The following is a 22161-nucleotide window of genomic DNA, read 5'->3' on the forward strand; positions in this document are numbered from 1 at the left end:
AGCTTGTCTTTCCTACTCGCTTTTTGTTTGTTAAAATAGGCTGTGGATAAGAATGTACGATTTGTGTATAACCCTGGAGAAAAATAAGATAATGAAAGGAAGCGAAAAATTGAGAATATTCAGTTGCGAAACGCATATAAATCAAGCTTTAGATATGTTTGTAGCAGAACAAAAAACCTTCCCTATGTTAGAACAATTAGCGGATGAAGAAAAGTTATCCACAAAATGCACATACTGTGATGTCGCAGCAGTATATATTGTAGCTGATGAAAAATAGAGCACAATATGTAGATAACTAATGTGGATATGTGGATAAGTAATGTGTATAACTTGTTTGTAAATGAAATGTAAAGGTGGATAACCTGTGAATATACAAATTATCTCGGTCGGAAAATTAAAGGAAAAATATTTGAAATTAGGAATTGACGAATACACAAAAAGACTAAGCAGTTACGCAAAAATAGATTTGGTGGAAGTGCCCGATGAAAAAGCGCCAGAAAACTTAAGTGATGCCGACATGAGAATTGTAAAGAAAAAAGAAGGAGAACGTATTTTAGCGAAAATCGGAGCAGATACATACGTCATTGCACTTGCTATCGACGGTAAAATGAAATCCTCCGAGCAGCTTGCAAGTGACCTGGAATCACTCATGACATATGGAAAAAGTAAAATTGCCTTTGTTATTGGCGGATCTCTCGGTCTACATGAGGAAGTATTGAAAAGAGCAGATGAAAAGTTGTCATTTGGGAAGATGACATTACCGCATCAGTTAATGAAGCTTGTGCTCGTGGAGCAGATTTATAGAGCGTTTCGGATTATTAAGGGAGAACCGTATCATAAGTGAGGTTTTTAGAAAAAGTTTGATGGGAGAAGTGCTATTTTGATTTTTGAGTGACTAGATGAACATTTGTAACATGAATGGTTGTTTTTGTTCAATCAGGATTTTCTTATCAAAATGAAAAAAATCCTGATTGAACACAACTACAAAAAATGGTTGAATCCTCCATATGCACTTTTGTTGACTTTAATATTCGCCTTTAATTACAAAAAATGAGCCTCGAATTGTTCCAGCAAGTTTAGACTTCTGCCTAGCAAACTTAAACTTTCCTTCTAATTCCTTTGGTACTTCCATCCCCTCAGAAAGCTTAAAACCAACGGCCCGTTTCTTAGGGTCATCAACCGTATACATGACGTTGATCGCAAGACCATCCTCATAAAAGACGTAGGCAAATTTGATATTTTCCACTTGAAAACGTGAAGTCTCTAAAGGTTTGGCAGCAAACTCAATTTCACGTTCTTCTTTCAAAATTCGGTTCACATAATCAAGGGTCTCCTGACTTTCGCTAGCAGGTACAACCGTAAATTCATGCTTATATTTGTTCATAAAGTAACGGGCCTCGTTCGCACGTAAACCAGCAAGCGCTTCTACTACAGGTGAAGACTCTAAATCAACCGTAGACACATTTTTAAAATCAACTACATAGGACATTTCCCAACCCTCCATTTATCTTTTTTTAACAACAGGAATCCACATTTCACCAAAAAGTCCAACCCTCTTTATAGTTTGCGGCTCTTCGGACGCAGCGCCCATGAAGCGATATTGAGTGCAGCGTATGAAAGAGGAAGGATAACATGAAACCCGTATTCACCATAATCGTTAGCAAACGCATGAGACAAAGCCGCACCAGTCATTAAAAAGAAGAGACCAGCGTGAGCCCATTCTTTAAGTCTAGGAAAGCGTGGCACGACGATAGCGATGACTCCAAGTATTTTCCAAGTCCCAAGAATATTCGTGATGTATAATGGGTAACCAATATTCGTCACTAACTCAATGTTTCCCCCCAATTGCATCAGTTGCCCGATACCACTTAACGTAATCGATCCTGCGAGTAGTAATGTGACTGACCAATATGCAATCAAATTTCCATTGAGCTGGGTTTCTAACTTCGCGGTTGTTTCCGCACCAATAACCTTACTCATTTGATCCCTCCTAATCATTGTTTTAAGTGAAAACTTATTAAACGTTACAAATTTTCTAAATAATCAACTCCTAAATAGACACCTCCCTTTATTTCCTAACAACAGGAATCCACATTTCACCAAATACTAAGCCGTTTCGCTGCCCCATCACAACAGCTGTATTTGGGCCACCAACATAGGCAACATTATTTGCTTCTGGCAAGGCTTCTCCAAAGGCAATGCCAGTAAGTTTGTTACTCAACTCTTCATCTGTATTCGCTTCCCCTTTAACAACGAGGTATTCTCCCTTAGGAAATTGGATAACTCTAGTTGCTTCAGGTAATGTTCCCTCTGTCATGACACCAGCATAATGCATCATCTTGTTATTCACGGCTTCGTTAACGACGAAAATGTATTCATTTGTGGCTAGGGCTTTTAACGTGTCAAGCCGTCCATCTTGTTTGACTGACTGCCAAAAGTCTGACTTTTCCTTGTTTATGCCAGCATAGTCTGTGTAATCGCTCGTAAGCTCAGTTCCCAAACCTAAAACGATAAAGCTGTCTTTTTCTTCTAAAGTATAATTTGCCATTTTCAAAACCTTCCTCTTTTTTAAAATTTATCAAATGATTTATCTTTTCACTTGATGAGTTTATAATAGTCTTTAATAGTGTCAAAAAATGATACTGTTTAGGAGGTCCAGATGAAAAAAGTTGAACGGATTAATATCATCATGCGGTATATCAACAACCGATCCCACTTTACAATTTCTGAGATCATGCAAGAATTTAACATCTCTCGTTCAACCGCTATTAGAGATATCAGAGAAATTGAAGCCATGGGGATGCCCCTTGTTGCTGAAGTTGGAAGGGATGGGGGCTATTTTGTCATGAACAATTCTGTCCTGCCCACTGTCCGCTTCACCGATAATGAGATTAAAGCTCTCTTTATTGCCTTTATGGCCACAAGAAATCAACAACTCCCTTATCTAAAGAGCCGTCAGTCTTTAGCTGAAAAATTACTAGGCCTCATTTCAGAAAACCAGCAAGATGACCTCGTTCTTTTAAATCAAATCTTGCTTTTTGAAGGAACTAACCCTAATAATCCCGACCTACTTGATCTGTCAGACCTCCCCCATCCTATTTTAGAAAAACTTATCCAAATCCTTCTTTTGGATCGCTATTTATTGATTACTATCGAAGAAGAGAAGATAGTAAAGACTTATCCAATTTATCTCTTGCACCTTTATCGTGAAAAAAGCCTTTGGCTGATTGAAGGATTTGACTTAAAAGAAGAGAATAGGGGGATTTTTCCTGTCGACAATCTCACCAATGTCGAGCCATACCCTACGAAAAAAAGATTAAGTAAGAAAAATATTTTAGAAAAACTAAGTAAGCAGGAAGAAGTAATCAACCTTGTCCTTGAACTTGGTCCAAAGGCAATTGCCCAGTTCAAAAAATACCATCCTTTAAAAGTTTCAATTTCCTATACAAATCCTTACCAAACCACAGCCATTCTAAAGACTTTTATCAATGTTAATAATTCAGGAGAATTGACCGAAATAACAAATTGGCTGCTTTTCCTAGGCGAGGATATCAAGGTCAGGGAAGTGCCAGAAGAAGTCTTAGAAGGTTTACATGAGAGAGTATGTTTATTCTGCCCTTAAGCAATGCGGTTAAAAGCCAAATAATTTTGAGCTTGGCCAATTGCAGTGCCTCTCAATTTTGCACACATTGGGGAGATATATACTTCTGATTAGTGTAAATACTTTGAGAGGTTAATAGCATTTTTATCAGTACTGTTCTTTATTGAATTTCTAGTAAAATCATTTTAACAAAAAAGGTAAAAACCTCATTTAGATGTGTTACGGTGAACCGTATCATAAAAAAGGCGTTTTTTTATTTGTTGAATAGATAAGCAAAGTATGCAAAATTCTTTATTTTGCATACTTTTTCGTATAGAAGGTATTTCGATATAATACGTTGAATATATATAATAAATATTTTTTTCTCTTTAGCAAATTTTATTAAACAAAATTCAAAATAACATTCTTATCACTATTAAGAACTATGGTGAGATCGGTTCTTTAATAATATGCTATATCGAAGGAGGCGTAGTATGAAGCAACTTTATATAAAGCAGAAGGTATTCAGTCTAAGTGGCAAATTTACGGTAAAAGATCAGCAGGAGAAGGATGTCTATTACGTGGAGGGCAGTTTTATGCAGATTCCAAAGACTTTCTCCATTATGAATACAACAAGAGATGAAGTCGCGCTTATTACGAAAAAGGTGTTTAGCTTTTTACCTAAGTTTTTTGTTGAGGTGAATGGTCGAGAGGTGTTAACGATTAAGAAGGAGTTTTCTTTCTTTAAAGCACGCTATACGATTGATGCTGCAGACATTGAGGTACACGGTAACTGGTGGGATATGGATTTTCAGGTTTTACAGCATGGTGTAGTCATAGGTAAAGTGAACAAGGAGTGGTTCACTTGGGGTGATAGCTACAAGGTTCAAATATTAAATGAGGAGATGGAGGCTATCATTATTGCGTTCGTTGTCGCAATTGATTGTGTGAAAGCTGACCAAGCAGCTGCATCCTCAGCAGCGGCGACCTAATGTAAGGATTTACAATGTAAAATGCTGACGCGTTTACTTTAGATATTCAAAATTATAAATAACAGTTGAAATACATCAAATAAGTAGGGAAATCATAAACGAATTCCCTCTTTTTTTATTGAGTTGTAATGAGAATATTTACATGATAACTGGATTAATTTTATAAAACCGCATTTAGAATACTTACGGTGAACCCTACCATAAGTAGGTGCGGTTTTTCTTAATAATAAATTTCCATTAAACCAACAGGGTACAAATAAGATAGTTACATAAATTTATTTAATTATGAGTTTATAGAGAGCATAGACTTTAGAAAAGTGAAGCAGATAGCTTCACTTTTTTTGTTTTATAAGACAGACCATAAGAGCAAGAATGAGGACGAAATGAAGATTGATTGCTTGTTAAAATGAATTCAACGAACATTAGGAGGAAATAAAATGAACAAGATTCAGGAATTCAAAGAGATGCATTTTTCAAATGATATATTATTTCTAGGCAACGCTTGGGATTTACTTTCAGCCTTAACACTTGAAAAAGCAGGATTCAAAGCCATAGGAACAACCAGTTGGGGTATTGCAAACTCACTAGGATTTTCAGATGGAGAATTAATTGATTTTGATAGACATCTAGGAATCCTCAAAACCATAGTAGAGAATGTGAAAATTCCTGTTTCAGCCGATATTGAGGCTGGGTATAGCGAAGACACTAACATGATTATTGATAATGTTTTAAGGACGGCCGATGTGGGGGTAGTGGGTATCAATATTGAAGATTCATTGAAAAAATCAATTGGCTTAAGAGAGGTTTCAGCGCACGGTCACCTTCTGGAGAAAATAAGGATAGCATTGGACCAGAATGGTTATAAAGATTTTTATATTAACGCTAGAACAGATACTTATTTTCAATTGCAAAATCCTATAATAGAAACAATCGAACGAGGGAAGGCATATGTTGAGAGTGGCGTTAGTGGGATTTTTGTTCCTGGCTTGAAAGAGCATGACGAGATCAAAGAAATCACCATGAATGTAAATGCTCCACTAAATGTATTATCTTTACCTGGACTAACAAATTGTAATAAGCTTAAAGAATTAGGCGTGAGGAGATTTAGTTTTGGGAATGCCCTATCTGATAAAGTAAACGCTTATTTAGAAAAGAATGCGGATGAATTACTAGCGTATATGGATACTTCTCATTTGTATGAGAACTAGTATAAGTGCAGAAAGGATGGTGGAATAAATGGTGATAAAAATCAACCTTTCATTTGAAGAGATGTGGGAGAAAATTATCGCTTGTGATCGTAAATATGATGGTCTATTTTTTACGGCGGTAAAAACAACGAAAATTTACTGCCGTCCTTCTTGCAGATCAAGGAAGCCCAAAAAGGTAAATGTGGAATTTTACTATGAGATCAATGCAGTTGAAGAAGCAGGTTTTCGCCCTTGCAAAAGATGTCAGCCTGAAATTGAACAATCACCACATATTGAGATTGTTAAAAAAATTATTACGCTTCTAGTCAATCATTATAAGCAAAAAATAGTATTAAAAGATATAGCGGATCAAGTCGGTTTAAGCCCTTATTATCTAGAACGCTTATTAAACAAGAAACCTCCGAAACTCCGCGTACTTATCTGGAAAAAATACGCATCGATAAAGCAGCCTATCTTCTTAAAAGTACAAAAATGTCGAACCTTGAGATTTGCTATGAGGTCGGCTTCCAAAGCCCTTCCAATTTTTATAAAGTGTTCCGAAGTTTTAACAACTGTTCACCTAGCGAATATAGAAAGGTGATTCCAAAATGAATTGGACTGATCACGAATCTTATATAAAAATTGTTCCTCCAAATGAATTTATTTTTGATGAGTGTTTAATTTTTTTAGGGAGATCTAATCAGGAAGTGCTTCATCAAATAAAAGACGGAGCTGTATATAAACTAATAAAAATTAAAGACGCTAGTGAAGGATGGTAGGCATATGCTACCTATTATCTTTGGAGGTCATTATTATGACGAAAAAATATAGATTAGACTATGAATCACCGATTGGCATAATAGAAATAATTGGTACTCGTGAAGTTATCAATTCTATACTGTTTTCTGAAGAGGATAATAAAGAGAATTCATTACAAGCTGAAACCCCTCCGCTTTTAACAGAATGCTACAACCAACTTGACGAATATTTTAGGGGACTTCGCCAAGAATTTACATTCCCATATCAATTTGAAGGGACTGACTTTCAAAAAACAGTATGGAACGATTTAACAAAAATATCTTACGCTAATGCGGTATCTTATAAGGATATAGCTATTTCCATCGGAAATGAAAAGGCAATCAGAGCAGTAGGGAGGGCAAATGGGAAAAACAAGTTAAGCATTGTCATTCCTTGTCATCGAATTATCGGTTCTACAGGAAAATTAACAGGTTATGCAGGTGGTCTATGGAGAAAGGAATGGCTGCTTAAGCATGAAAAATCTATTAGAAGTATCAAGCCTTAAAAAGTATCTTACCATCGGTGTCCATTTTCTTAACGATCAACCTTTATATATAAATATCTACTAAGGGTTGATCGTCAAGAATGCTTTCTTATTGGGAAAAGGTTAGTACCGAGTTCATTTAATCCAATAGCCACTATAATAATAGCCGTGCCTAACCACTGAAGCGGAGTTACTGCTTCTGACAAAATAAGGCTAGCTGATAGAATTGCGATAGGTAATTCAATGGATGTTAATATATTTGCGATTCCTCCCGAAACTAAAGGTGCACCAACCGCGAAAAATAATGGTGGTAGGACTGCTCCAAATAAAGAAACCCCTACAGCAGCAGTGAATAACTCTTTCTCCAATGGCAATACAGAGGGAATCTCATGCATAAATAGGATAAATACTAAAATGGTTGATCCTGTTACCATAAATGAGCTCCGCATCCATGGATCCACATCGACAGCGACCTTTCCACTGAAAAATATAAATCCAGCATAAGTGAATGCGGATAGAATTCCAAAAATGAAACCTTTAATAGGAAGGCCTTGTATCTCCCCATTTAAAACATTTGAAGCAAAAAAGACCCCGACTAGGATCAAAATAATGGACAATACTGTTACAGGTGCGGGTTTTATTTTGCTGAAAATCCATTCTAAAATGATCCCTATCCAAACGAATTGAAACATTAAAATGATGGCCAATGAAGCGGGCAAATATTGCATCGAACCATAATAAAAAATACTTGTTAACCCGATAAAACAACCGGTCATCATTATTTGAAGAACTTTCTTCTTATTAAGTCCCTTGATGCTAGAGCGTTTCAATAGCGTAAAAGACCATAATAATATAAAGGAAATCGTCATTTGAACGATATTGATTTGGCCAAGTGTGTAACCGTAGCTAAACCCCAATTTAGCAAATATAGGTGTAAAACCAAAAAATGATGCACCTAATAATATATATAAAATACCTTTATTTAATTTCATTGTGAGACCTCCTTGGTGCTTAAAAACAACCATACTATTATATCATAAATAAGGAAGAAAATTGGCTGTGACTATCCCAAATCATTTATGAGCATTAGACTAACTCTTTACTATTTTTTACTTTTCATACGCTCAGGTGAGAGTAGCTTCAGACAACTCTTCAGTATGTAAAAAACTCGAAAAGTAATTCAGGAATTAGATAGGAAAGCTCATTGAATTGAATAACCAAAGAATCTCATTTTTTTTAGTCACGTAGAACCGCACCATAATCATAGATAAGTTTTCATTAATAAAGCCGAGTTCTTAAAAGGAACGAGGCTTTATAACTTTTCTATGGAAATAAGGTGCTGAAATGGATTGGACATCAATTCATGTATGATATAGACGTCCAACATGAGAAACTACATTCAATACAATTTAATTTAAATGAAGAAATCTATTTATTAATAGGAAAACTCTCTTCTTATTAATTTTTTATGTTAAGGTAATAAATAACAAAAGATTAATTTTTGAAATTTACTAAGTTAGATAGATCTAGATTTTATTTCATGATAATCTACGTGATTATATATAGATCAATAAAAAAAAGAGGAAGTACCAGTTTGCATGAAAAATAGTAAAATAAAACTAATTTTAATATTATCAACGGTCTTATTATTATTGTTTACAAGCTTAAATGTCTTTACCTCTTATGTGAAGATGAAAAGGACCGTTGAAGAATCAATTGGAAGCCAAAGTCTGGAAGCAGCAAAGTCTATTGCGTCAACGTTAGATATAGAAACATATGAGCAATTTTTGAAGGACCCCGTAAGAAACGAATATTATTGGGAATTGAGAAGCTACTTAAATGATGCAAGAGAAAAACTGGGTGCTTTATATGTGTATACATTGAAAATTGATAATCCAAAGGTATCGAAAGCAATGATAGCTGGAGTACCTCAGGAAATAGAAGAGGGCTTTATAATTGGAGAAGCTTGCACAGTACCAGAAAAGCAGGTAAAAAGAGCCTATGAAGGAAAGACATATGTAACCGGTGTAATTGAGGACCCCATTTATGGTTCTTATCTTTCTGTTGGAGTACCGATAAAGGATGAAGCAGGAAAGGTGATAGGCTACTTAGGTATCGATCTAAGTGCCGATACAATCAATGACATAAAAAGAGAAGTATTGGAAAATAATCTCTTTCTATTCATTTTTAATGGTGTATTTATTTTGATTGTAGTAGGATCTTTTTTATTTTTACAAAGATGGTATCAAAAAGAAGTGACGAAGGAGATAGGGGATACAGAAGATACATACCAAGCAGAAATTAAAACATTAATCACCTCTGTATCGTCTTTAAAACACGATTTCACCAATCATATTCAAGTATTACACGGACTTCTTCAATTAGGTCAACATGGCCAGGCGCAACAATATCTCTCATCACTTTCTAAAGAAGTTCAAGCTATCGAATCTCTAAAATATAATATTGATCACCCTGGTTTATCTATATTATTACAAACAAAGAAACTGGCTGCACAAAATTATAATATTGATATGGATTTTACGATTTCTGATGATGCATTCAATAAAATTAAAACAACAGATTTAATCAAAATATTATCGAATTTAATAGATAATGCTATGGAGGCAACGATAGAATTACCTGAGAGTGAACGTAAAATTACGATTTTCGGTGAAGCAGATGAGACGCATTATGTATTTATGATTACAAATACAGGAACAAAGATTATCGAAAATGAACATATTTTTAAACGGGGGTATTCAACAAAAAAAGGAGAGAAGGGAAAAGTCAGAGGGCAAGGTTTATTTATAGTAAAAGAAATAGTGAAAAAATATAATGGAAAAATCTCAATTGATTCAGATGATTTAGAGACTATTGCGATTGTGAAAATTCCTCTAAGATAATTTTGAAAGAAAATGTAAGCTTGGAACTTAGCTGATAAAATTTCCTTACTTTAGAGAATTATTTATAGTTGAATTCTTCCATAATATAAAGCTCTTGAATGTACAAGGCAGTGCGCTAACATATGTGTGCACTGCCTTGTTTATGCGTTTAAGGATACTAACGATGTTTTTTTATATAACAACTAACACCAAACGATTATTTTATAAGGTGTAGTTTGGGCGGGGATACTCCTTGTGGTAGGACCATAGATAACTATTAGATTTCGGTTTGCAGGGCTTCTTGTAAAAGCTTGCCCATTTGTTAATAATATTTGAGCATATGGTGAAATATTTAATTTTAATTGACCATCACTACTCTCGAATTGACTATTAAAGTAATCTACTTTTACATTTTGATTAGGATTATCTTTTACTACAATAAGGGCCCGATATTGCGGTGGGTAAATAAGAGGAACAGGGGCATTTCCATCATAGTATCCCGTTACGGTATCTCCTACAGCTACCATTACATTGTCAACAAAGTAAGTAGTGGGTGACACCACGAAATTTACTAAAGACCCGTTTCCGTTATCTACTGCCATTAATGTATAACAACCTTCCCCTTCCCCATTAAGCCCTATCATAAAATCACTAATCATGGTAACGGTACCACGAAAAGCTTGAAAATTTACCATACACCAGCCTCCATCACTTTTATACGTATACCTATATATGCTATGCATACCTAATACTTTGTGCTATTCGTAAAAAATATAGATAGGAAGTAGTGAAAGAGGGAGAATTGTTTCTAAATTACCTTGTAATCTTTTAATTAATTCAAGAAGTTACCCTAATTTCGGGATTTTTCAAACGTTTCCGAGCGGAGTTGCTATCTACATTAATTTGGATATGCTCCATGGCCTTTGCTAAACCGTATATAGGCATATTTCCATAAACGGATTCATAATTTCCTGGTTTTACTTCGTAGGTTTCGTGATAGATTCCAACAGCATCATTATTTCCGATTTTTTTATTGAAGTTTTTCCAAGCAGTCAAATGCCGCTCATTTTTAGCATATTTCAATAAGTCCTCTGTTGAACGCCAATATTGAATCATAACAGTCGTTTTTAGTCCAAAATAGCTTTCCATAGATAAAAAACCTAAGTCTTCTTTGTGTGTATAGAGCTCTCTAATCATCCCAGGCATTGCATTAAATACAGGTAGCCATTTGTTCAGAGCAAATGGTTTGTTAATCCTCATTCCTATTAGAAAAACGACAACCGGATCACTGTTTTCGGTTGTATAACGCCCTGTATAAATCTGTTTCTTCATTTCAATTCCCCCTTGTTTTCTAATTGTTTGAGAGTATCGATACACCATTCAATTGCAGCTTTTGTTATTCGTTTACCATAATCCAATGTAAATAACCAATACTTTAAATCATCTCCAGTATTATGAGTGGAAATAACTTGTTCAATGTTTTCATATGTTTGGTAACGTATTTCTAATTTCTCCTTATAGTCGTTAAGAAGTAATATTGAATGCTCTATACTTTGATTTCTTCCAAAGAATAATTTAAGTAAAACTTCATTTCTCTCTATTGGTATTTGTTCAATTGGTTGTTCCAGCCAAACTTTTAACGTTTCAATACCTTTAGAAGTGAGGGAGTATTCTTTGCGGTCCGGCTTCCCATCTTGAGCAGAAATATCGACCGTTGCCAAACCTTCGTCAACAATTAACTTTAAGGTAGGATAAATCTGACCGTAACTAATTTTCCAAAAATGATTTAAGCTTTGATCGATTAGTTGTTTAATTGCATATCCAGACCTACATTCTGTTGTTAAAATTCCAAGAATCGCATATGTTGTGTGATTATATTTTTTCATCCATTCCATCCTATCTAAATGATATGTATCTTTTAGATATATAATACTTTATTTTAAATAATAAAGTAAAGTTCTAATTATCAGAAAAAACAGTGAGGAATTTGAGACGAAAGAAATTTCGATGAATAATGATTTGTAGTAATAAGGTTGGTACACGGTTACAAAATTCACTCAGAAGCTATCGTATGCTTGGTTTCAGCCTTTGCTTACGAAAGTATGTGCCAAATGACAGTCCAAACATTTTAAGCTATAATTGAAAACGTTGTGACCACCCTTCACCTACTAGAAAGGGGTTTTTTTATGATTAAATTACATAACGTCGGTAAAAGCTTTTCAAGGTTTCAGGCTATTAAATCTGTGTCCTTAACGATAGATAAAGGGGAGATTCATGGAATTATTGGAGCTAGTGGAGCTGGTAAATCCACCTTGCTGCGGCTAATGAATTTGTTGGAATTCCCAGATGAAGGTGAAGTAGAAGTGAATGGTCAAAAGTTAACAAATTTGAGCAGCAAAGAACTTCGACAAGCACGAAAATCAATCGGGATGATCTTTCAACATTTTAATCTAGTGGCGAATAAAACGGTTTACGAGAATGTAGCTGTACCTCTAGAGTTGGCAAGCTTTCCAAGAAACGAACGCAAAAGTCGAGTAGTGGAGTGTCTACGATTTGTTGGTCTGGAGAATTTGATAGACAAATATCCTGCACAATTAAGTGGTGGACAAAAGCAGCGCGTTGCCATTGCAAGAGCATTAGCGAATAAACCCCAAGTTTTGTTGTGTGATGAACCGACTTCTTCGCTTGATCCAAATACAACTGCTGAAATATTAGAGGTATTAGAAAATATAAATAAAAACCTCGGAGTTACAATTGTCATTGTCAGTCATGAGATGGAAGTGATTAAAAGTATATGTAATCGCGTAACTGTAATGGCTGCAGGGGAAATATACGACACAGTAATAATCGAACCAAAAAGGATTCAACTTATAGACAATAGTCCAAGATACTTTGTAGAACAATTAACAAAGGATGGTGAGATGGACAATGCCTGATATATTAGTTCAATATGAAGCTGAAATATGGGTGTCTATTGGAGAAACCTTTGTAATGGTTGGTATGTCTATTTTAGCTGCAGTTTTATTTGGCCTCCCAGTTGGGACTTTACTTTACCTTTGCAAGAAGGGACAAGTTCTTGAGAATCGGTTTGTTTTTTCGACTTTAAATTTATTAGTAAACATTACTCGTTCTTTTCCTTTTTTGTTGTTAGTAGTTTTTTTAATCCCATTTACAAGACTAATTATTGGGACAGCAATTGGCACAGCGGCCGCAACAGTTCCGTTGTCAATAATAGCTATCGCACATTATTCACGGTTAGTAGAGCAATCTTTGTTGGACGTACCAAGAGGCGTAATGGAAGCAGCTATTTCAATGGGTGCTTCTGTTAAGGAAATTATATTTAAATTTCTTTATGTGGAAGCTCGTTCGGGACTTGTTCTCGGTTTAACAACATCGATTATTAGTTTTATTTCATATTCGACAATTATGGGGGTTGTCGGAGGTGGTGGTATAGGAGATTTTGCTATTCGGTACGGATATCAACAATTCAAAACAGAGTTAATGATTTATATGATTATCATTATGGTCATACTGGTACAGCTCATCCAATTTATCGGAACAACTGTATCAAGAATGATTGATAAAAGATAAATACCAGGAGGAAGAAAATGAAGAAAATAATTTTTCTAATTACAATGCTAATGTTAATTTTAGCTGGTTGTGGGCAAGAGAATGAGGCGAAAGATAAAGAAAATGTAGACAAGGTTCAAGAAGAAGTAACATTGAAAGTAGCTTCGTTAATTCCACCTATGACGGAAATCCTTGAACTTGTTAAACCAAAACTAGCGGAGGAATCCATTAATCTTGAAATTGTTGTACTAAGTGATAATGTTCAACCTAACAGTGCTTTAGCGGCAGGTGAAGTGGATGTGAACTTCTTCCAACACGTTCCTTATATGGAGGAATTCAATCGAAACAATGATGCAGAACTAGTTCCAGTTGTACCTATATACTTTGCGAATTATGGCGTATATTCTAAAGAATATAAAACAATCGACGAACTTCCGGAAGGTTCCGTCATTGCCATTGCAAATGACGTTTCGAATATAGATCGTTCTTTGGCTTTGTTAGCTCAACATGGTGTAATCACTTTGCAAGATAAAACAGGACCATACTACACGAAGGCTGATATTGTGGACAACCCTAAAAACATAAAGTTTGAGGAAGTCGATTTGTTAATGTTAGCGAGAATGTACGATGACGCAGATGCAGTAATCATGACACCTGCTTATGCTGCACCACTTAATTTGACACCAAAAAGTGATGCACTACTAACGGAAGGTGTAGAAAATGACTTTGCGATTACTCTAGTAGCACGCAAAGATAATGCTGATTCAGAGGCGATCAAAAAGTTAGCAGAAGCAATGACGAGTGAAGAAGTACGCGAATTTTTAAAAGAAAACTATGATGAAACTGCAATTCCAGCATTCTAATACAGTTATAAAGAAAGGGTCTATTCAAGTTGTTTATGCAACTGAGAGTGGACTTTTTTTTATAAAACTGTAAGCGAGACCGATAAGAACAATATTAGTTTGAAAGAACTTGGAATATGTTTCAAAAACCTGTAAATATTTTATGAGCCGCAAGTACTAAAATGTTCTCAATGCTTTCTGTTTAAGCATTAACTGACAAAATGTACACCTATTTTACGACATAATGTTATATAATGAATACGTAGTATTTTAAAGTTCATTCAATAACTAATAAAATACTATCAGAGGTTTAACTAGCTTTTAATTAATTTTATATTATATAGTGGTAAATATTTTAATTTTCGTCGAACGATTAAATAGAATACGTTAAGTTTAAAATGGATACAGAAATGGTGTGTTCCGAAGTCTCGCATTTGCTTGTTGTAGGGAACGCTTTCATTCTTTCTGCAAATCTAATAGTATAAGGATGGTAAAAATGACTAACAAACAAACTAATACAGACGTTATTTTAATTGGTGCCGGAATCATGAGTGCAACTTTGGGATCAATACTGAAGGAGTTAGCACCAGAGTGGAAAATTAAAGTGTTTGAGAAACTTGCAAACGCTGGAGAAGAAAGTTCTAACGAATGGAATAATGCGGGAACTGGGCATTCTGCACTGTGCGAGCTTAATTATACAGCCGAAAGAGCGGACGGATCTGTAGATATTAGCAAAGCTATTACTATTAATGAACAGTTTCAGCTTTCAAGACAGTTCTGGTCTTTTCTTGTAAAACGCAAACTAATCAGTAATCCGCAGGACTTTATCATGCCAATACCTCATATGAGTTTAGTAGAAGGGGAGAAAAATGTAACGTTTTTGAAAAAACGTTTTGAAGCGCTAACAAACAATCCCCTGTTTCAAGGAATGGAATTTTCCGATAACCCAGAGAAGCTGAAAGAATGGATTCCCCTTATTATGGAAGGTCGTACATCAAATGAGCCGATTGCTGCAACAAAAATCGACTCAGGAACGGATGTTAATTTTGGCGCACTGACACATATGTTGTTTGACCATTTAACAAACCATAACGTAGAGTTAAACTACAAACATACAGTCAAGGATATTAAACGCACTAGTGACGGCTTGTGGGAAGTAAAAGTGCATGATATAGATAGCAATAAGATTGAATATCATACGGCGAAATTCGTCTTTATCGGTGGTGGGGGCGGAAGTCTGCCTTTATTACAAAAAACTGGTATTCCAGAATCAAAACATATTGGTGGATTCCCAGTAAGCGGATTATTCTTAGTATGTAACAATCCAGAAGTTGTAGCACAACACCATGCAAAAGTATACGGAAAAGCTAAAGTTGGTGCTCCGCCAATGTCTGTTCCGCATCTTGATACAAGATATATCGACAACAAAAAATCATTGCTGTTTGGACCGTTTGCGGGCTTCTCACCAAAGTTCTTAAAAACAGGGTCAAATTTTGATTTAATCGGTTCTGTAAAACCAAATAATGTCTTTACTATGTTGGCAGCAGGTGCAAAAGAGATGTCGTTGACGAAATACCTCATCCAGCAAGTTATGTTATCAAATGAACAGCGTATGGAAGAATTAAGAGAGTTTATTCCGAACGCAAAGAGCGAAGATTGGGATGTAGTAGTAGCGGGTCAACGTGTGCAAGTGATCAAAGATACGGAGGCTGGAGGTAAAGGAACACTTCAATTTGGTACGGAAGTTGTTACTGCTGCTGATGGCTCGGTAGCTGCATTGCTAGGTGCTTCTCCGGGTGCTTCTACTGCTGTACACGTAATGCTTGAAATCATTAATAAATGCTTCCCACAACACATCAAAGAATGGGAAGAAAAAATAAAAGAAATGATTCCTTCTTATGGTATGTCACTAGCGGAAAACCCAGAGCTTCTTCAAGAAATTCATACTTCAACAGCTGAGACGCTTCGTCTTAGTGACACGGAGCTAGTCAATAGTTAATTCTAGGGTGTAGTAAAAAAGGTATCGAATGAAAATAGATTAATAAAAAAAAGAGGGAGAATGCTTGTTTTACAAAGCATCCTCCCTTTTTCATGCAGTATAAAATGATGTTAAAAAAACTACATAGTTGTTGTAATCTTTTTAATACCTATTTAAAAAGTGGAATTCTTTTCAATACAACACAAACTGGAATGGCGATGATAATCCCCACTACATTTTGAACGATGTTTCCAGGAATTGAAGCCACTGGTATAACCCAACTACCATAAAGAACGACTTCACAGATGTAATAAACACCTAGCATAACTGGAATTGAAACGATAGTAGCTAGTAGATTGAAAGCAATACTGTTTCCATCGCGACCGAACGACCACGCTATTTTTCCAACTATATAACCTTGCAAGCCACGTGCCACAATCGTGAATGGTGCCCACAATGTCCAACCAGATACCCAGTCAAATAACCCCATGCCTATAGCTCCGGCAAGTGCTGCTTTTTTAGGGCCAAATAAGATAGATGCTATAAAGAGCATAGCTGTTCCAAGATGCACTAGCCCTCCATTTGCCGCGATCGGTAGTTTAATATTTAATAAGAGCGTTGCAACGAAAACGAGTGCTATTAACATGGATGTTACGATTAAATCGAAAGTGCGTGCGTTTGAATAACTTGTTGTTTTTTGCATAGTCCTAAACCTTCCTTATCTTTACTTTGTAGGCATCGGGAAATAGTTACGCAAGGTTTCCTTTTTCCTTTAATTTCTTACTGATTAAAATTAGTTTTTAATTTACTGATAACATTAGCAAAGGATTGGTGTTTTTAAAAGTATCAATTTAGTGAAAATCATAGGGGTCAGTTTATACACATTATCGTTCCTATTTGAATAAGATGTCTAAGGGAAATACCTTATAGCTAGGAGTACGATAATGTGAATAGATGGATTGCGTTGCTTATAATTTTATGTTCAATAGGACTGGCGGGTTGTCTAGATAAATCAGTAAACGAAGAAGTAGAAACAAATAACCTTGAACAGAAACAACAACTGGAAGAAGAACAAAAAGAGCCTAACACTAATAACGAAGTAGAGGAACAGGAAACAAAGCCATTAGTTGTAAATATCATGGATCCAAATACTTCAAGAATAATTAAAACTGTGTCACCGAAAGATTTAGGTTATGAAGATGATTTTGAAACTTATAAAAAGGAAATTGAAAAATTAGCTTATGAGTTGGCAAGAGGCACAGAAACGGAAGCTGGTTATGACAAGAGAATGGTTCTTGATAAAATTGATGATAACGGTCAGGTGATTAAAGGAAGCCCAAGAATTATTTTAAAAGAAGATGAATTGGTAGAAAGGATTATAGAAGCATCTAGTACAGGCGAGGATGTTAAAATCCCCTTGTATGTGACAGAAAGTAGTTATGATGTGAAAGATATTCCTCATTTAGATGATGTATTAATTGCTTCTTATACAACTTATTTTGATGCCTCGGATGTAAACAGGAACAAAAATATTGAAATTTCAGCAAGAGCCATTAATGATGTGATTGTTGGAAGTGGAGATTATTTCTCGTTTAATGAGTTGACAGGACCGAGAGACAAAGCAAATGGATACCAACCAGCACCTGAAATTATTAATAAGAAACTTGTTATGGGAATAGGGGGAGGAGTTTGCCAAACGTCCTCCACTCTTTTTAACGTAGTTGATCAATTGTCGGTAACATATGTGGAAAGAAACCATCATTCTTTAGATGTGGGATACGTCCCAAAAGGAAGAGATGCAACTGTTTCATATGGTACATTAGATTTCAGATTTCAAAATACAAGTGGAGCACCTTTTTTAATAAAAGCAATCTTTGGAAGTAACTTCCTTACAATAGAAGTAAGAACTTCGGAGGAATATAGAGAAATGCTAGAATAAGTCTATAAAGAAAAAGATAAAAGCACATCAACTTTAAATGTTGATGTGCTTTTATTGGTCTGCTGATTTATAAGGTATTAGTAAGTTTATTGATAAATTCTAGGAGGGTATTTTGTATTTATTAGAGCAGAAAAATAGATCCTAAATATAGGAGGAAAAATGGATGCTAAAAATATTATATTAAGTCAATTAAGTGCCTGTTATAATCAAAATAATAGTTTGTATCGCTAAACAGTTCAATAAATGGACTTTCTGCTGATCATGCCATGGAAAAGCAATGAAACGGTAAATTCCATTTGGGAAATCGTCACTCATTTAGCAACGGTACTTGGTTCAACACAAGGGTTCATTAACCTTAATACTAAATATGAGAGTGGAGAATAAATGGATAAAATAATTCAAAATAAATTGAGAGAAATCGAAGAGAAGTTTCAAGTAAAGGTTCTATATGCTGTCGAATCCGGTAGCAGAGCTTGGGGCTTTCCTTCCAAAGATAGTGATTATGATGTTCGTTTTATTTATATTCATCAACCACAGTGGTATTTGTCTATCGATCCACAAGGAATTGGTGCTAAGAGAGACGTAATAGAGGTCCCAATTAACGATTTACTAGATATAAGTGGTTGGGAAATAACAAAAGCATTGCGTCTTTTTAGAAAAAGTAATCCCCCATTATTAGAATGGATGAGAAGTAATATAATTTATTATCAAATGTACTCCTTTATTGATAAGTTGCGAAAGTTAGAATCTGAAGTGTTCTATCCGAATCCTAGTTTGCATCACTACTTAAACATGGCAAAAAATAATTATCGAGAGTACTTACAAGGAACAGAAGTAAAGATTAAAAAATATTTTTATGTACTTCGACCTGTATTAGCTTGTAAGTGGATTGAAGAATACAAAAATGTTCCCCCAATTGATTTTCATGAATTATTGCAAAGTATGATTCCAGCTGGTGAATTAAAAAATGAAATTGAACATCTTTTACAAAGAAAGATAATAGGTGATGAATTAGATATAGAACCACAAATCAAAGTAATTAACGAATTTTTAGACAGCGAAATGATACGTCTTGAAGCATACATTAAAACTATTAAAGTTGAAGTGGAGGACCCTACATTAAAATTAGATAATTTGTTTAGAGATACATTGAAAGAAGTTTGGTGATAAAAAAACGTGTAGAATTTAGTTTACGTGCCAGGTACATAAGAATATATCCTGGCACTATTTTTATATAAATATTAATAAAAAACTTTTTTGTGAAGAATGTCTAAGGCTTTTTCAATTTCCTCTAAATCTTCCTTAGAAGCATCTTTAATTCTTTTTAAAAAATCAGACTCTATCAATTGAAACGCAGAATTCATCATGGTTTCGCCCTCTTTAGAGAGTCGGATATACTGTTTTCTTCGATCCTCTATATCCCCAAATTTATCTATTAAATTTTTTTCACTCAATTTTTTGAGCTCTCGACTTGTATTGGGCATTGACATATACTGACAATCACTAATTTCGCTTGGGGTAACAGGCTGACTGACATATACATATTCAAGAATATTATATTGCACGGGTGTGATTGTATCTAACTTTGCATTTTTTGTTAACTCGTGTGTAACGCGATGAACTGAAGTTGTAAACGCCACAAATTTATGAAAAAGATTATTTTTGTTCATATTTATCACCTCTAATTAAAAAGATAGCAAAAATGTTGTCATAATACAATTATCATTTGACAACTAAAATAATTGAGTTTATTATTTACTTATCAAATGATAAGTAAGAGGTGAGCTTAATGAAAATGCTAATTATTTACACACATCCAAATCATAGAAGTTTAAGCTATTCATTTTTGCAAAAAGTATTAAAAGGAAGTAGTGAAAGTCCTGTTATAAGTGAAATACAAATATTAGATTTATATGAGGAAGGATTTAATCCAATCCTCGAATTCAATGAGTCAAAACGAAGACGCGATATGCATAGCGATTCAAACTTTGAAAAATATAGGAAACAATTGCTGTGGGCGGATAAGATTGTTTTTATCTATCCAATTTGGTGGGGAAGGCCACCAGCAATGCTTATGGGATATATAGATCAATTATTTGCTTCGAATTTTGCTTATAAGGAGAAGGGAGGGCTTTTACCAGAAGGACTTTTGAAAGGAAAGTCTGTAGTTTGTATTTCCACTATGAAAGGTCCTACGAATTATCCGTTATTTCTCTTAAACAATAGTCATAAAATTTTGATGAAAAGAGCATTATTTAATTTTGTGGGGATCAAAAAAGTGAAATTTTTCGAATTTGGTAATATGGAGAGTCCAAAGGGCAATCATGCGAAAAAATTAGAGAAAATTTATTCGTATTTCAGAAAAATAAATTAGTGACTACTTAAACTACTTAAGTAAAAAAATAGATGCTCCTTTTTAAATCGGCATCTATTTTCACTATATTATTTTTCGAATTTTATCGCTAATGGACGTTTTTAGGATAATCCCTTTTTAATCGTAAAATTATCATATAATAATGTCCAGTTTTGAGGGTATGGATAACCTAAAGCCCAGTAACTGATACCGCGTAGATTATGTTGTTTGGCCAAGTCAAACTTGGCTTGAGCGCTTCGTGCATCTTCAAACCATACTTCATGACGACGGCCTTGCTCATCTACATAGCGGAAAAATGGAGACTGTGCGGTTGTATCATATTGAATGACTGTACCATATTTTACAGCTCTTCTTATAGCCTCTTGAGGACTAAATGTTTCTGCTTCTTGACCTTGAACGTGGGGGAGAAGCCAATCCCGGGCATAAATTTGAAAGCCTAAAAATATTTTTTCAGCAGGCATGACAGATAGGGCATATTCTACAACTCTTCTCATTTGGTTAATAGGAGAGATTGCTTGTGGAGGTCCTAATCGATATCCCCATTCATATGTCATCAAGACCACAAAATCTGCAATCCTCCCATGTGCCTCATAATCGTGCGCTTCGTATAATAAACCACCTTGTGTTGCACTGGTTTTTGGTGCAAGAGCAGTCGATACCAAATATCCTTTCGGATGAAGCCGATCAACAGCCAATTGAAGAAAAGTGTTATAATTCTCACGATCTTCAGGTAATACATTCTCAAAGTCAATGTTTAGTACTTTATATTCTTTGGCATCCATTACTTGTAGAACGTTGGTAATTAACTTTTCTCGTAAATCCGCACTCGACAAAATAACATGTGCTAAATTGGATCCAGCTTCTGTTGAGGAGAAATTCGTAATCGACATCATGGGAACTATATTTTTAGAAATTGCTGAATCGACCATAGCCTGATCATTCATCATTTGTAATGTTCCATCTTCCTTAATCATATAAGCAAAGGGACTAAAATAAGTGAGGAGAGGACCAACCTCATTCAGTGAATTGATAGCATCTTCGTTTGATTGGTACGAATAGGCATTTACTTCTATAGTCGGCTTTGGTCTGGGAATAACTAAGCGCATTCCAGCATATATCAAATTCGGGTTTTCTATTTTGTTTTCAATAATAATTGCTTGAATTGTAGTACCGTGCCGGTTCGCAATTTGCCCTAACGTCTCTCCCGGCTGCACTATGTGTATTATAGGTGGAATAATTAGTTTTCCACCTGGGTACAGAGCGTTTGGATTTGTTAGATTGTTTGCTTGTATAATCAATTGAATAGTAACTCCATATTGCTGTGCGATCGACCATAATGTTTCCCCATATTTAATGATATGAGTTGTACCAGGTATAGGAATAACTAACGACTGTCCAATGATTAATTGATTTGGGTTTGGTAACCCATTTACACGTACAATCGAATTCATATTTACAGCATAACGGTTTGCAATTTGCCAAAGCGTTTCGCCTGCGCTTACCACATGAATAATTATAAAGACTCCCCCTAAACG

The 22161-nt window shown here is 35.0% G+C and carries 25 protein-coding genes and 1 pseudogene; 16 read left to right on the forward strand and 10 right to left on the reverse strand.

Annotated elements, in window-relative coordinates; all coding sequences use genetic code 11:
* Positions 1-109 precede the first annotated feature (109 nt).
* Both AM499_RS16150 and rlmH read left to right on the forward strand, forming a co-directional pair.
* Entirely contained in the window at positions 110-277 is a 168-nt protein-coding gene (locus AM499_RS16150; protein ID WP_156316813.1) for a CxxH/CxxC protein, read from the forward strand.
* 87 nt (positions 278-364) lie between these two features.
* Positions 365-844: a 23S rRNA (pseudouridine(1915)-N(3))-methyltransferase RlmH gene (gene rlmH / locus AM499_RS16155; protein ID WP_053591162.1), complete on the forward strand. Its 480-nt coding sequence runs from the start codon at positions 365-367 to the stop codon at positions 842-844.
* Positions 845-1024: 180 nt separating this feature from the next.
* On the opposite strand, the gene AM499_RS16160 is transcribed toward rlmH, so the two are convergent.
* The 3 genes from AM499_RS16160 to AM499_RS16170 form a co-directional block, all read right to left on the reverse strand.
* Positions 1025-1489 (reverse strand): hypothetical protein, encoded by a 465-nt coding sequence (locus AM499_RS16160; protein ID WP_053591163.1) that lies wholly within the window; start codon positions 1487-1489, stop codon positions 1025-1027.
* Between the two features lie 68 nt (positions 1490-1557).
* Entirely contained in the window at positions 1558-1980 is a 423-nt protein-coding gene (locus tag AM499_RS16165; protein ID WP_053591164.1) for a DoxX family protein, read from the reverse strand.
* A gap of 88 nt (positions 1981-2068) precedes the next feature.
* Positions 2069-2548 (reverse strand): GyrI-like domain-containing protein, encoded by a 480-nt coding sequence (locus tag AM499_RS16170; RefSeq protein WP_053591165.1) that lies wholly within the window; start codon positions 2546-2548, stop codon positions 2069-2071.
* Positions 2549-2659: 111 nt separating this feature from the next.
* On the opposite strand from AM499_RS16170, the gene AM499_RS16175 reads away from it, so the two are divergent.
* The 6 genes and pseudogenes from AM499_RS16175 (at position 2660) to AM499_RS16195 (ending at position 7062) form a co-directional block, all read left to right on the forward strand.
* Complete coding sequence (locus AM499_RS16175; RefSeq protein ID WP_053591166.1) at positions 2660-3622, forward strand: helix-turn-helix transcriptional regulator; 963 nt, start codon at positions 2660-2662, stop codon at positions 3620-3622.
* Between the two features lie 452 nt (positions 3623-4074).
* Complete coding sequence (locus AM499_RS16180) at positions 4075-4572, forward strand: LURP-one-related/scramblase family protein (RefSeq protein WP_053591167.1); 498 nt, start codon at positions 4075-4077, stop codon at positions 4570-4572.
* A gap of 437 nt (positions 4573-5009) precedes the next feature.
* The gene (locus AM499_RS16185) at positions 5010-5780 is read left to right on the forward strand and encodes an isocitrate lyase/PEP mutase family protein (protein ID WP_053591168.1); all 771 of its coding nucleotides are present in this window, start codon (positions 5010-5012) and stop codon (positions 5778-5780) included.
* Between the two features lie 28 nt (positions 5781-5808).
* A pseudogene (locus AM499_RS16190) lies at positions 5809-6371 on the forward strand (bifunctional transcriptional activator/DNA repair enzyme AdaA).
* Positions 6368-6538 (forward strand): hypothetical protein, encoded by a 171-nt coding sequence (locus AM499_RS21725; protein ID WP_156316814.1) that lies wholly within the window; start codon positions 6368-6370, stop codon positions 6536-6538. The pseudogene AM499_RS16190 and the gene AM499_RS21725 overlap by 4 nt, the downstream one beginning before the upstream one ends.
* A 35-nt stretch (positions 6539-6573) precedes the next feature.
* On the forward strand, positions 6574-7062 hold the full coding sequence (locus AM499_RS16195) for a methylated-DNA--[protein]-cysteine S-methyltransferase (protein WP_053591169.1): 489 nt from the start codon (positions 6574-6576) through the stop codon (positions 7060-7062).
* Between the two features lie 74 nt (positions 7063-7136).
* Here AM499_RS16195 and AM499_RS16200 read toward each other — a convergent pair whose 3' ends face one another.
* Positions 7137-8033 (reverse strand): EamA family transporter, encoded by an 897-nt coding sequence (locus AM499_RS16200; protein WP_053591170.1) that lies wholly within the window; start codon positions 8031-8033, stop codon positions 7137-7139.
* A gap of 606 nt (positions 8034-8639) precedes the next feature.
* On the opposite strand from AM499_RS16200, the gene AM499_RS16205 reads away from it, so the two are divergent.
* Complete coding sequence (locus AM499_RS16205) at positions 8640-9944, forward strand: GHKL domain-containing protein (protein ID WP_053591171.1); 1305 nt, start codon at positions 8640-8642, stop codon at positions 9942-9944.
* A gap of 182 nt (positions 9945-10126) precedes the next feature.
* Here AM499_RS16205 and AM499_RS16210 read toward each other — a convergent pair whose 3' ends face one another.
* The 3 genes from AM499_RS16210 to AM499_RS16220 all read right to left on the reverse strand — a co-directional run bounded on the left by AM499_RS16210 (position 10127) and on the right by AM499_RS16220 (position 11809).
* On the reverse strand, positions 10127-10618 hold the full coding sequence (locus AM499_RS16210) for a hypothetical protein (protein WP_053591172.1): 492 nt from the start codon (positions 10616-10618) through the stop codon (positions 10127-10129).
* A 142-nt stretch (positions 10619-10760) separates the two neighbouring features.
* Positions 10761-11255 (reverse strand): DUF4188 domain-containing protein, encoded by a 495-nt coding sequence (locus AM499_RS16215; RefSeq protein ID WP_053591173.1) that lies wholly within the window; start codon positions 11253-11255, stop codon positions 10761-10763.
* Complete coding sequence (locus AM499_RS16220) at positions 11252-11809, reverse strand: PadR family transcriptional regulator (RefSeq protein ID WP_053591174.1); 558 nt, start codon at positions 11807-11809, stop codon at positions 11252-11254. Before AM499_RS16220 ends, AM499_RS16215 begins: the two co-directional genes overlap by 4 nt.
* Positions 11810-12109: 300 nt before the next feature.
* On the opposite strand from AM499_RS16220, the gene AM499_RS16225 reads away from it, so the two are divergent.
* The 4 genes from AM499_RS16225 (at position 12110) to AM499_RS16240 (ending at position 16334) form a co-directional block, all read left to right on the forward strand.
* The gene (locus tag AM499_RS16225) at positions 12110-12859 is read left to right on the forward strand and encodes a methionine ABC transporter ATP-binding protein (RefSeq protein WP_053591175.1); all 750 of its coding nucleotides are present in this window, start codon (positions 12110-12112) and stop codon (positions 12857-12859) included.
* The gene (locus AM499_RS16230) at positions 12852-13514 is read left to right on the forward strand and encodes a methionine ABC transporter permease (protein WP_053591176.1); all 663 of its coding nucleotides are present in this window, start codon (positions 12852-12854) and stop codon (positions 13512-13514) included. Before AM499_RS16225 ends, AM499_RS16230 begins: the two co-directional genes overlap by 8 nt.
* A gap of 17 nt (positions 13515-13531) precedes the next feature.
* Positions 13532-14356, forward strand: coding sequence for a MetQ/NlpA family ABC transporter substrate-binding protein (locus AM499_RS16235; RefSeq protein WP_053591177.1), 825 nt, complete (start codon positions 13532-13534; stop codon positions 14354-14356).
* A 460-nt stretch (positions 14357-14816) separates the two neighbouring features.
* Positions 14817-16334, forward strand: a complete 1518-nt coding sequence (locus tag AM499_RS16240) for a malate:quinone oxidoreductase (protein ID WP_269432448.1) — start codon at positions 14817-14819, stop codon at positions 16332-16334.
* Positions 16335-16482: 148 nt separating this feature from the next.
* On the opposite strand, the gene AM499_RS16245 is transcribed toward AM499_RS16240, so the two are convergent.
* Positions 16483-17016 carry an ECF transporter S component gene (locus tag AM499_RS16245; protein WP_053591179.1) on the reverse strand — a complete coding sequence of 178 codons (534 nt, stop codon included), beginning with the start codon at positions 17014-17016 and terminating at the stop codon, positions 16483-16485.
* A 243-nt stretch (positions 17017-17259) separates the two neighbouring features.
* Between AM499_RS16245 and AM499_RS16250 the strand changes: the two genes are divergently transcribed.
* On the forward strand, positions 17260-18252 hold the full coding sequence (locus tag AM499_RS16250) for a VanW family protein (RefSeq protein WP_053591180.1): 993 nt from the start codon (positions 17260-17262) through the stop codon (positions 18250-18252).
* A 384-nt stretch (positions 18253-18636) separates the two neighbouring features.
* Positions 18637-19419 (forward strand): nucleotidyltransferase domain-containing protein, encoded by a 783-nt coding sequence (locus tag AM499_RS16255; protein ID WP_053591181.1) that lies wholly within the window; start codon positions 18637-18639, stop codon positions 19417-19419.
* A gap of 74 nt (positions 19420-19493) precedes the next feature.
* On the opposite strand, the gene AM499_RS16260 is transcribed toward AM499_RS16255, so the two are convergent.
* The gene (locus tag AM499_RS16260) at positions 19494-19922 is read right to left on the reverse strand and encodes a MarR family winged helix-turn-helix transcriptional regulator (protein ID WP_053591182.1); all 429 of its coding nucleotides are present in this window, start codon (positions 19920-19922) and stop codon (positions 19494-19496) included.
* A gap of 119 nt (positions 19923-20041) precedes the next feature.
* On the opposite strand from AM499_RS16260, the gene AM499_RS16265 reads away from it, so the two are divergent.
* Positions 20042-20626: an NAD(P)H-dependent oxidoreductase gene (locus AM499_RS16265; RefSeq protein ID WP_053591183.1), complete on the forward strand. Its 585-nt coding sequence runs from the start codon at positions 20042-20044 to the stop codon at positions 20624-20626.
* 101 nt (positions 20627-20727) lie between these two features.
* On the opposite strand, the gene AM499_RS16270 is transcribed toward AM499_RS16265, so the two are convergent.
* Complete coding sequence (locus AM499_RS16270) at positions 20728-22143, reverse strand: LysM peptidoglycan-binding domain-containing protein (RefSeq protein WP_053591184.1); 1416 nt, start codon at positions 22141-22143, stop codon at positions 20728-20730.
* Positions 22144-22161 lie beyond the last annotated feature (18 nt).

It is taken from the genome of Bacillus sp. FJAT-22090, from assembly GCF_001278755.1.
Taxonomy (GTDB): Bacteria; Bacillota; Bacilli; order Bacillales_A; family Planococcaceae; genus Psychrobacillus.

Bases quoted from the DNA above. Each gene is read 5' to 3' on its own strand.
- AM499_RS16160 (WP_053591163.1), bottom strand. From the start codon at position 1,489: ATGTCCTATGTAGTTGATTTTAAAAATGTGTCTACGGTTGATTTAGAG.
- AM499_RS16165 (WP_053591164.1), bottom strand. From the start codon at position 1,980: ATGAGTAAGGTTATTGGTGCGGAAACAACCGCGAAGTTAGAAACCCAG.
- AM499_RS16170 (WP_053591165.1), bottom strand. From the start codon at position 2,548: ATGGCAAATTATACTTTAGAAGAAAAAGACAGCTTTATCGTTTTAGGT.
- AM499_RS16175 (WP_053591166.1), top strand. From the start codon at position 2,660: ATGAAAAAAGTTGAACGGATTAATATCATCATGCGGTATATCAACAAC.
- AM499_RS16180 (WP_053591167.1), top strand. From the start codon at position 4,075: ATGAAGCAACTTTATATAAAGCAGAAGGTATTCAGTCTAAGTGGCAAA.
- AM499_RS16185 (WP_053591168.1), top strand. From the start codon at position 5,010: ATGAACAAGATTCAGGAATTCAAAGAGATGCATTTTTCAAATGATATA.
- AM499_RS21725 (WP_156316814.1), top strand. From the start codon at position 6,368: ATGAATTGGACTGATCACGAATCTTATATAAAAATTGTTCCTCCAAAT.
- AM499_RS16195 (WP_053591169.1), top strand. From the start codon at position 6,574: ATGACGAAAAAATATAGATTAGACTATGAATCACCGATTGGCATAATA.
- AM499_RS16200 (WP_053591170.1), bottom strand. From the start codon at position 8,033: ATGAAATTAAATAAAGGTATTTTATATATATTATTAGGTGCATCATTT.
- AM499_RS16205 (WP_053591171.1), top strand. From the start codon at position 8,640: ATGAAAAATAGTAAAATAAAACTAATTTTAATATTATCAACGGTCTTA.
- AM499_RS16210 (WP_053591172.1), bottom strand. From the start codon at position 10,618: ATGGTAAATTTTCAAGCTTTTCGTGGTACCGTTACCATGATTAGTGAT.
- AM499_RS16215 (WP_053591173.1), bottom strand. From the start codon at position 11,255: ATGAAGAAACAGATTTATACAGGGCGTTATACAACCGAAAACAGTGAT.
- AM499_RS16220 (WP_053591174.1), bottom strand. From the start codon at position 11,809: ATGAAAAAATATAATCACACAACATATGCGATTCTTGGAATTTTAACA.
- AM499_RS16225 (WP_053591175.1), top strand. From the start codon at position 12,110: ATGATTAAATTACATAACGTCGGTAAAAGCTTTTCAAGGTTTCAGGCT.
- AM499_RS16230 (WP_053591176.1), top strand. From the start codon at position 12,852: ATGCCTGATATATTAGTTCAATATGAAGCTGAAATATGGGTGTCTATT.
- AM499_RS16235 (WP_053591177.1), top strand. From the start codon at position 13,532: ATGAAGAAAATAATTTTTCTAATTACAATGCTAATGTTAATTTTAGCT.
- AM499_RS16245 (WP_053591179.1), bottom strand. From the start codon at position 17,016: ATGCAAAAAACAACAAGTTATTCAAACGCACGCACTTTCGATTTAATC.
- AM499_RS16255 (WP_053591181.1), top strand. From the start codon at position 18,637: ATGGATAAAATAATTCAAAATAAATTGAGAGAAATCGAAGAGAAGTTT.
- AM499_RS16260 (WP_053591182.1), bottom strand. From the start codon at position 19,922: ATGAACAAAAATAATCTTTTTCATAAATTTGTGGCGTTTACAACTTCA.
- AM499_RS16265 (WP_053591183.1), top strand. From the start codon at position 20,042: ATGAAAATGCTAATTATTTACACACATCCAAATCATAGAAGTTTAAGC.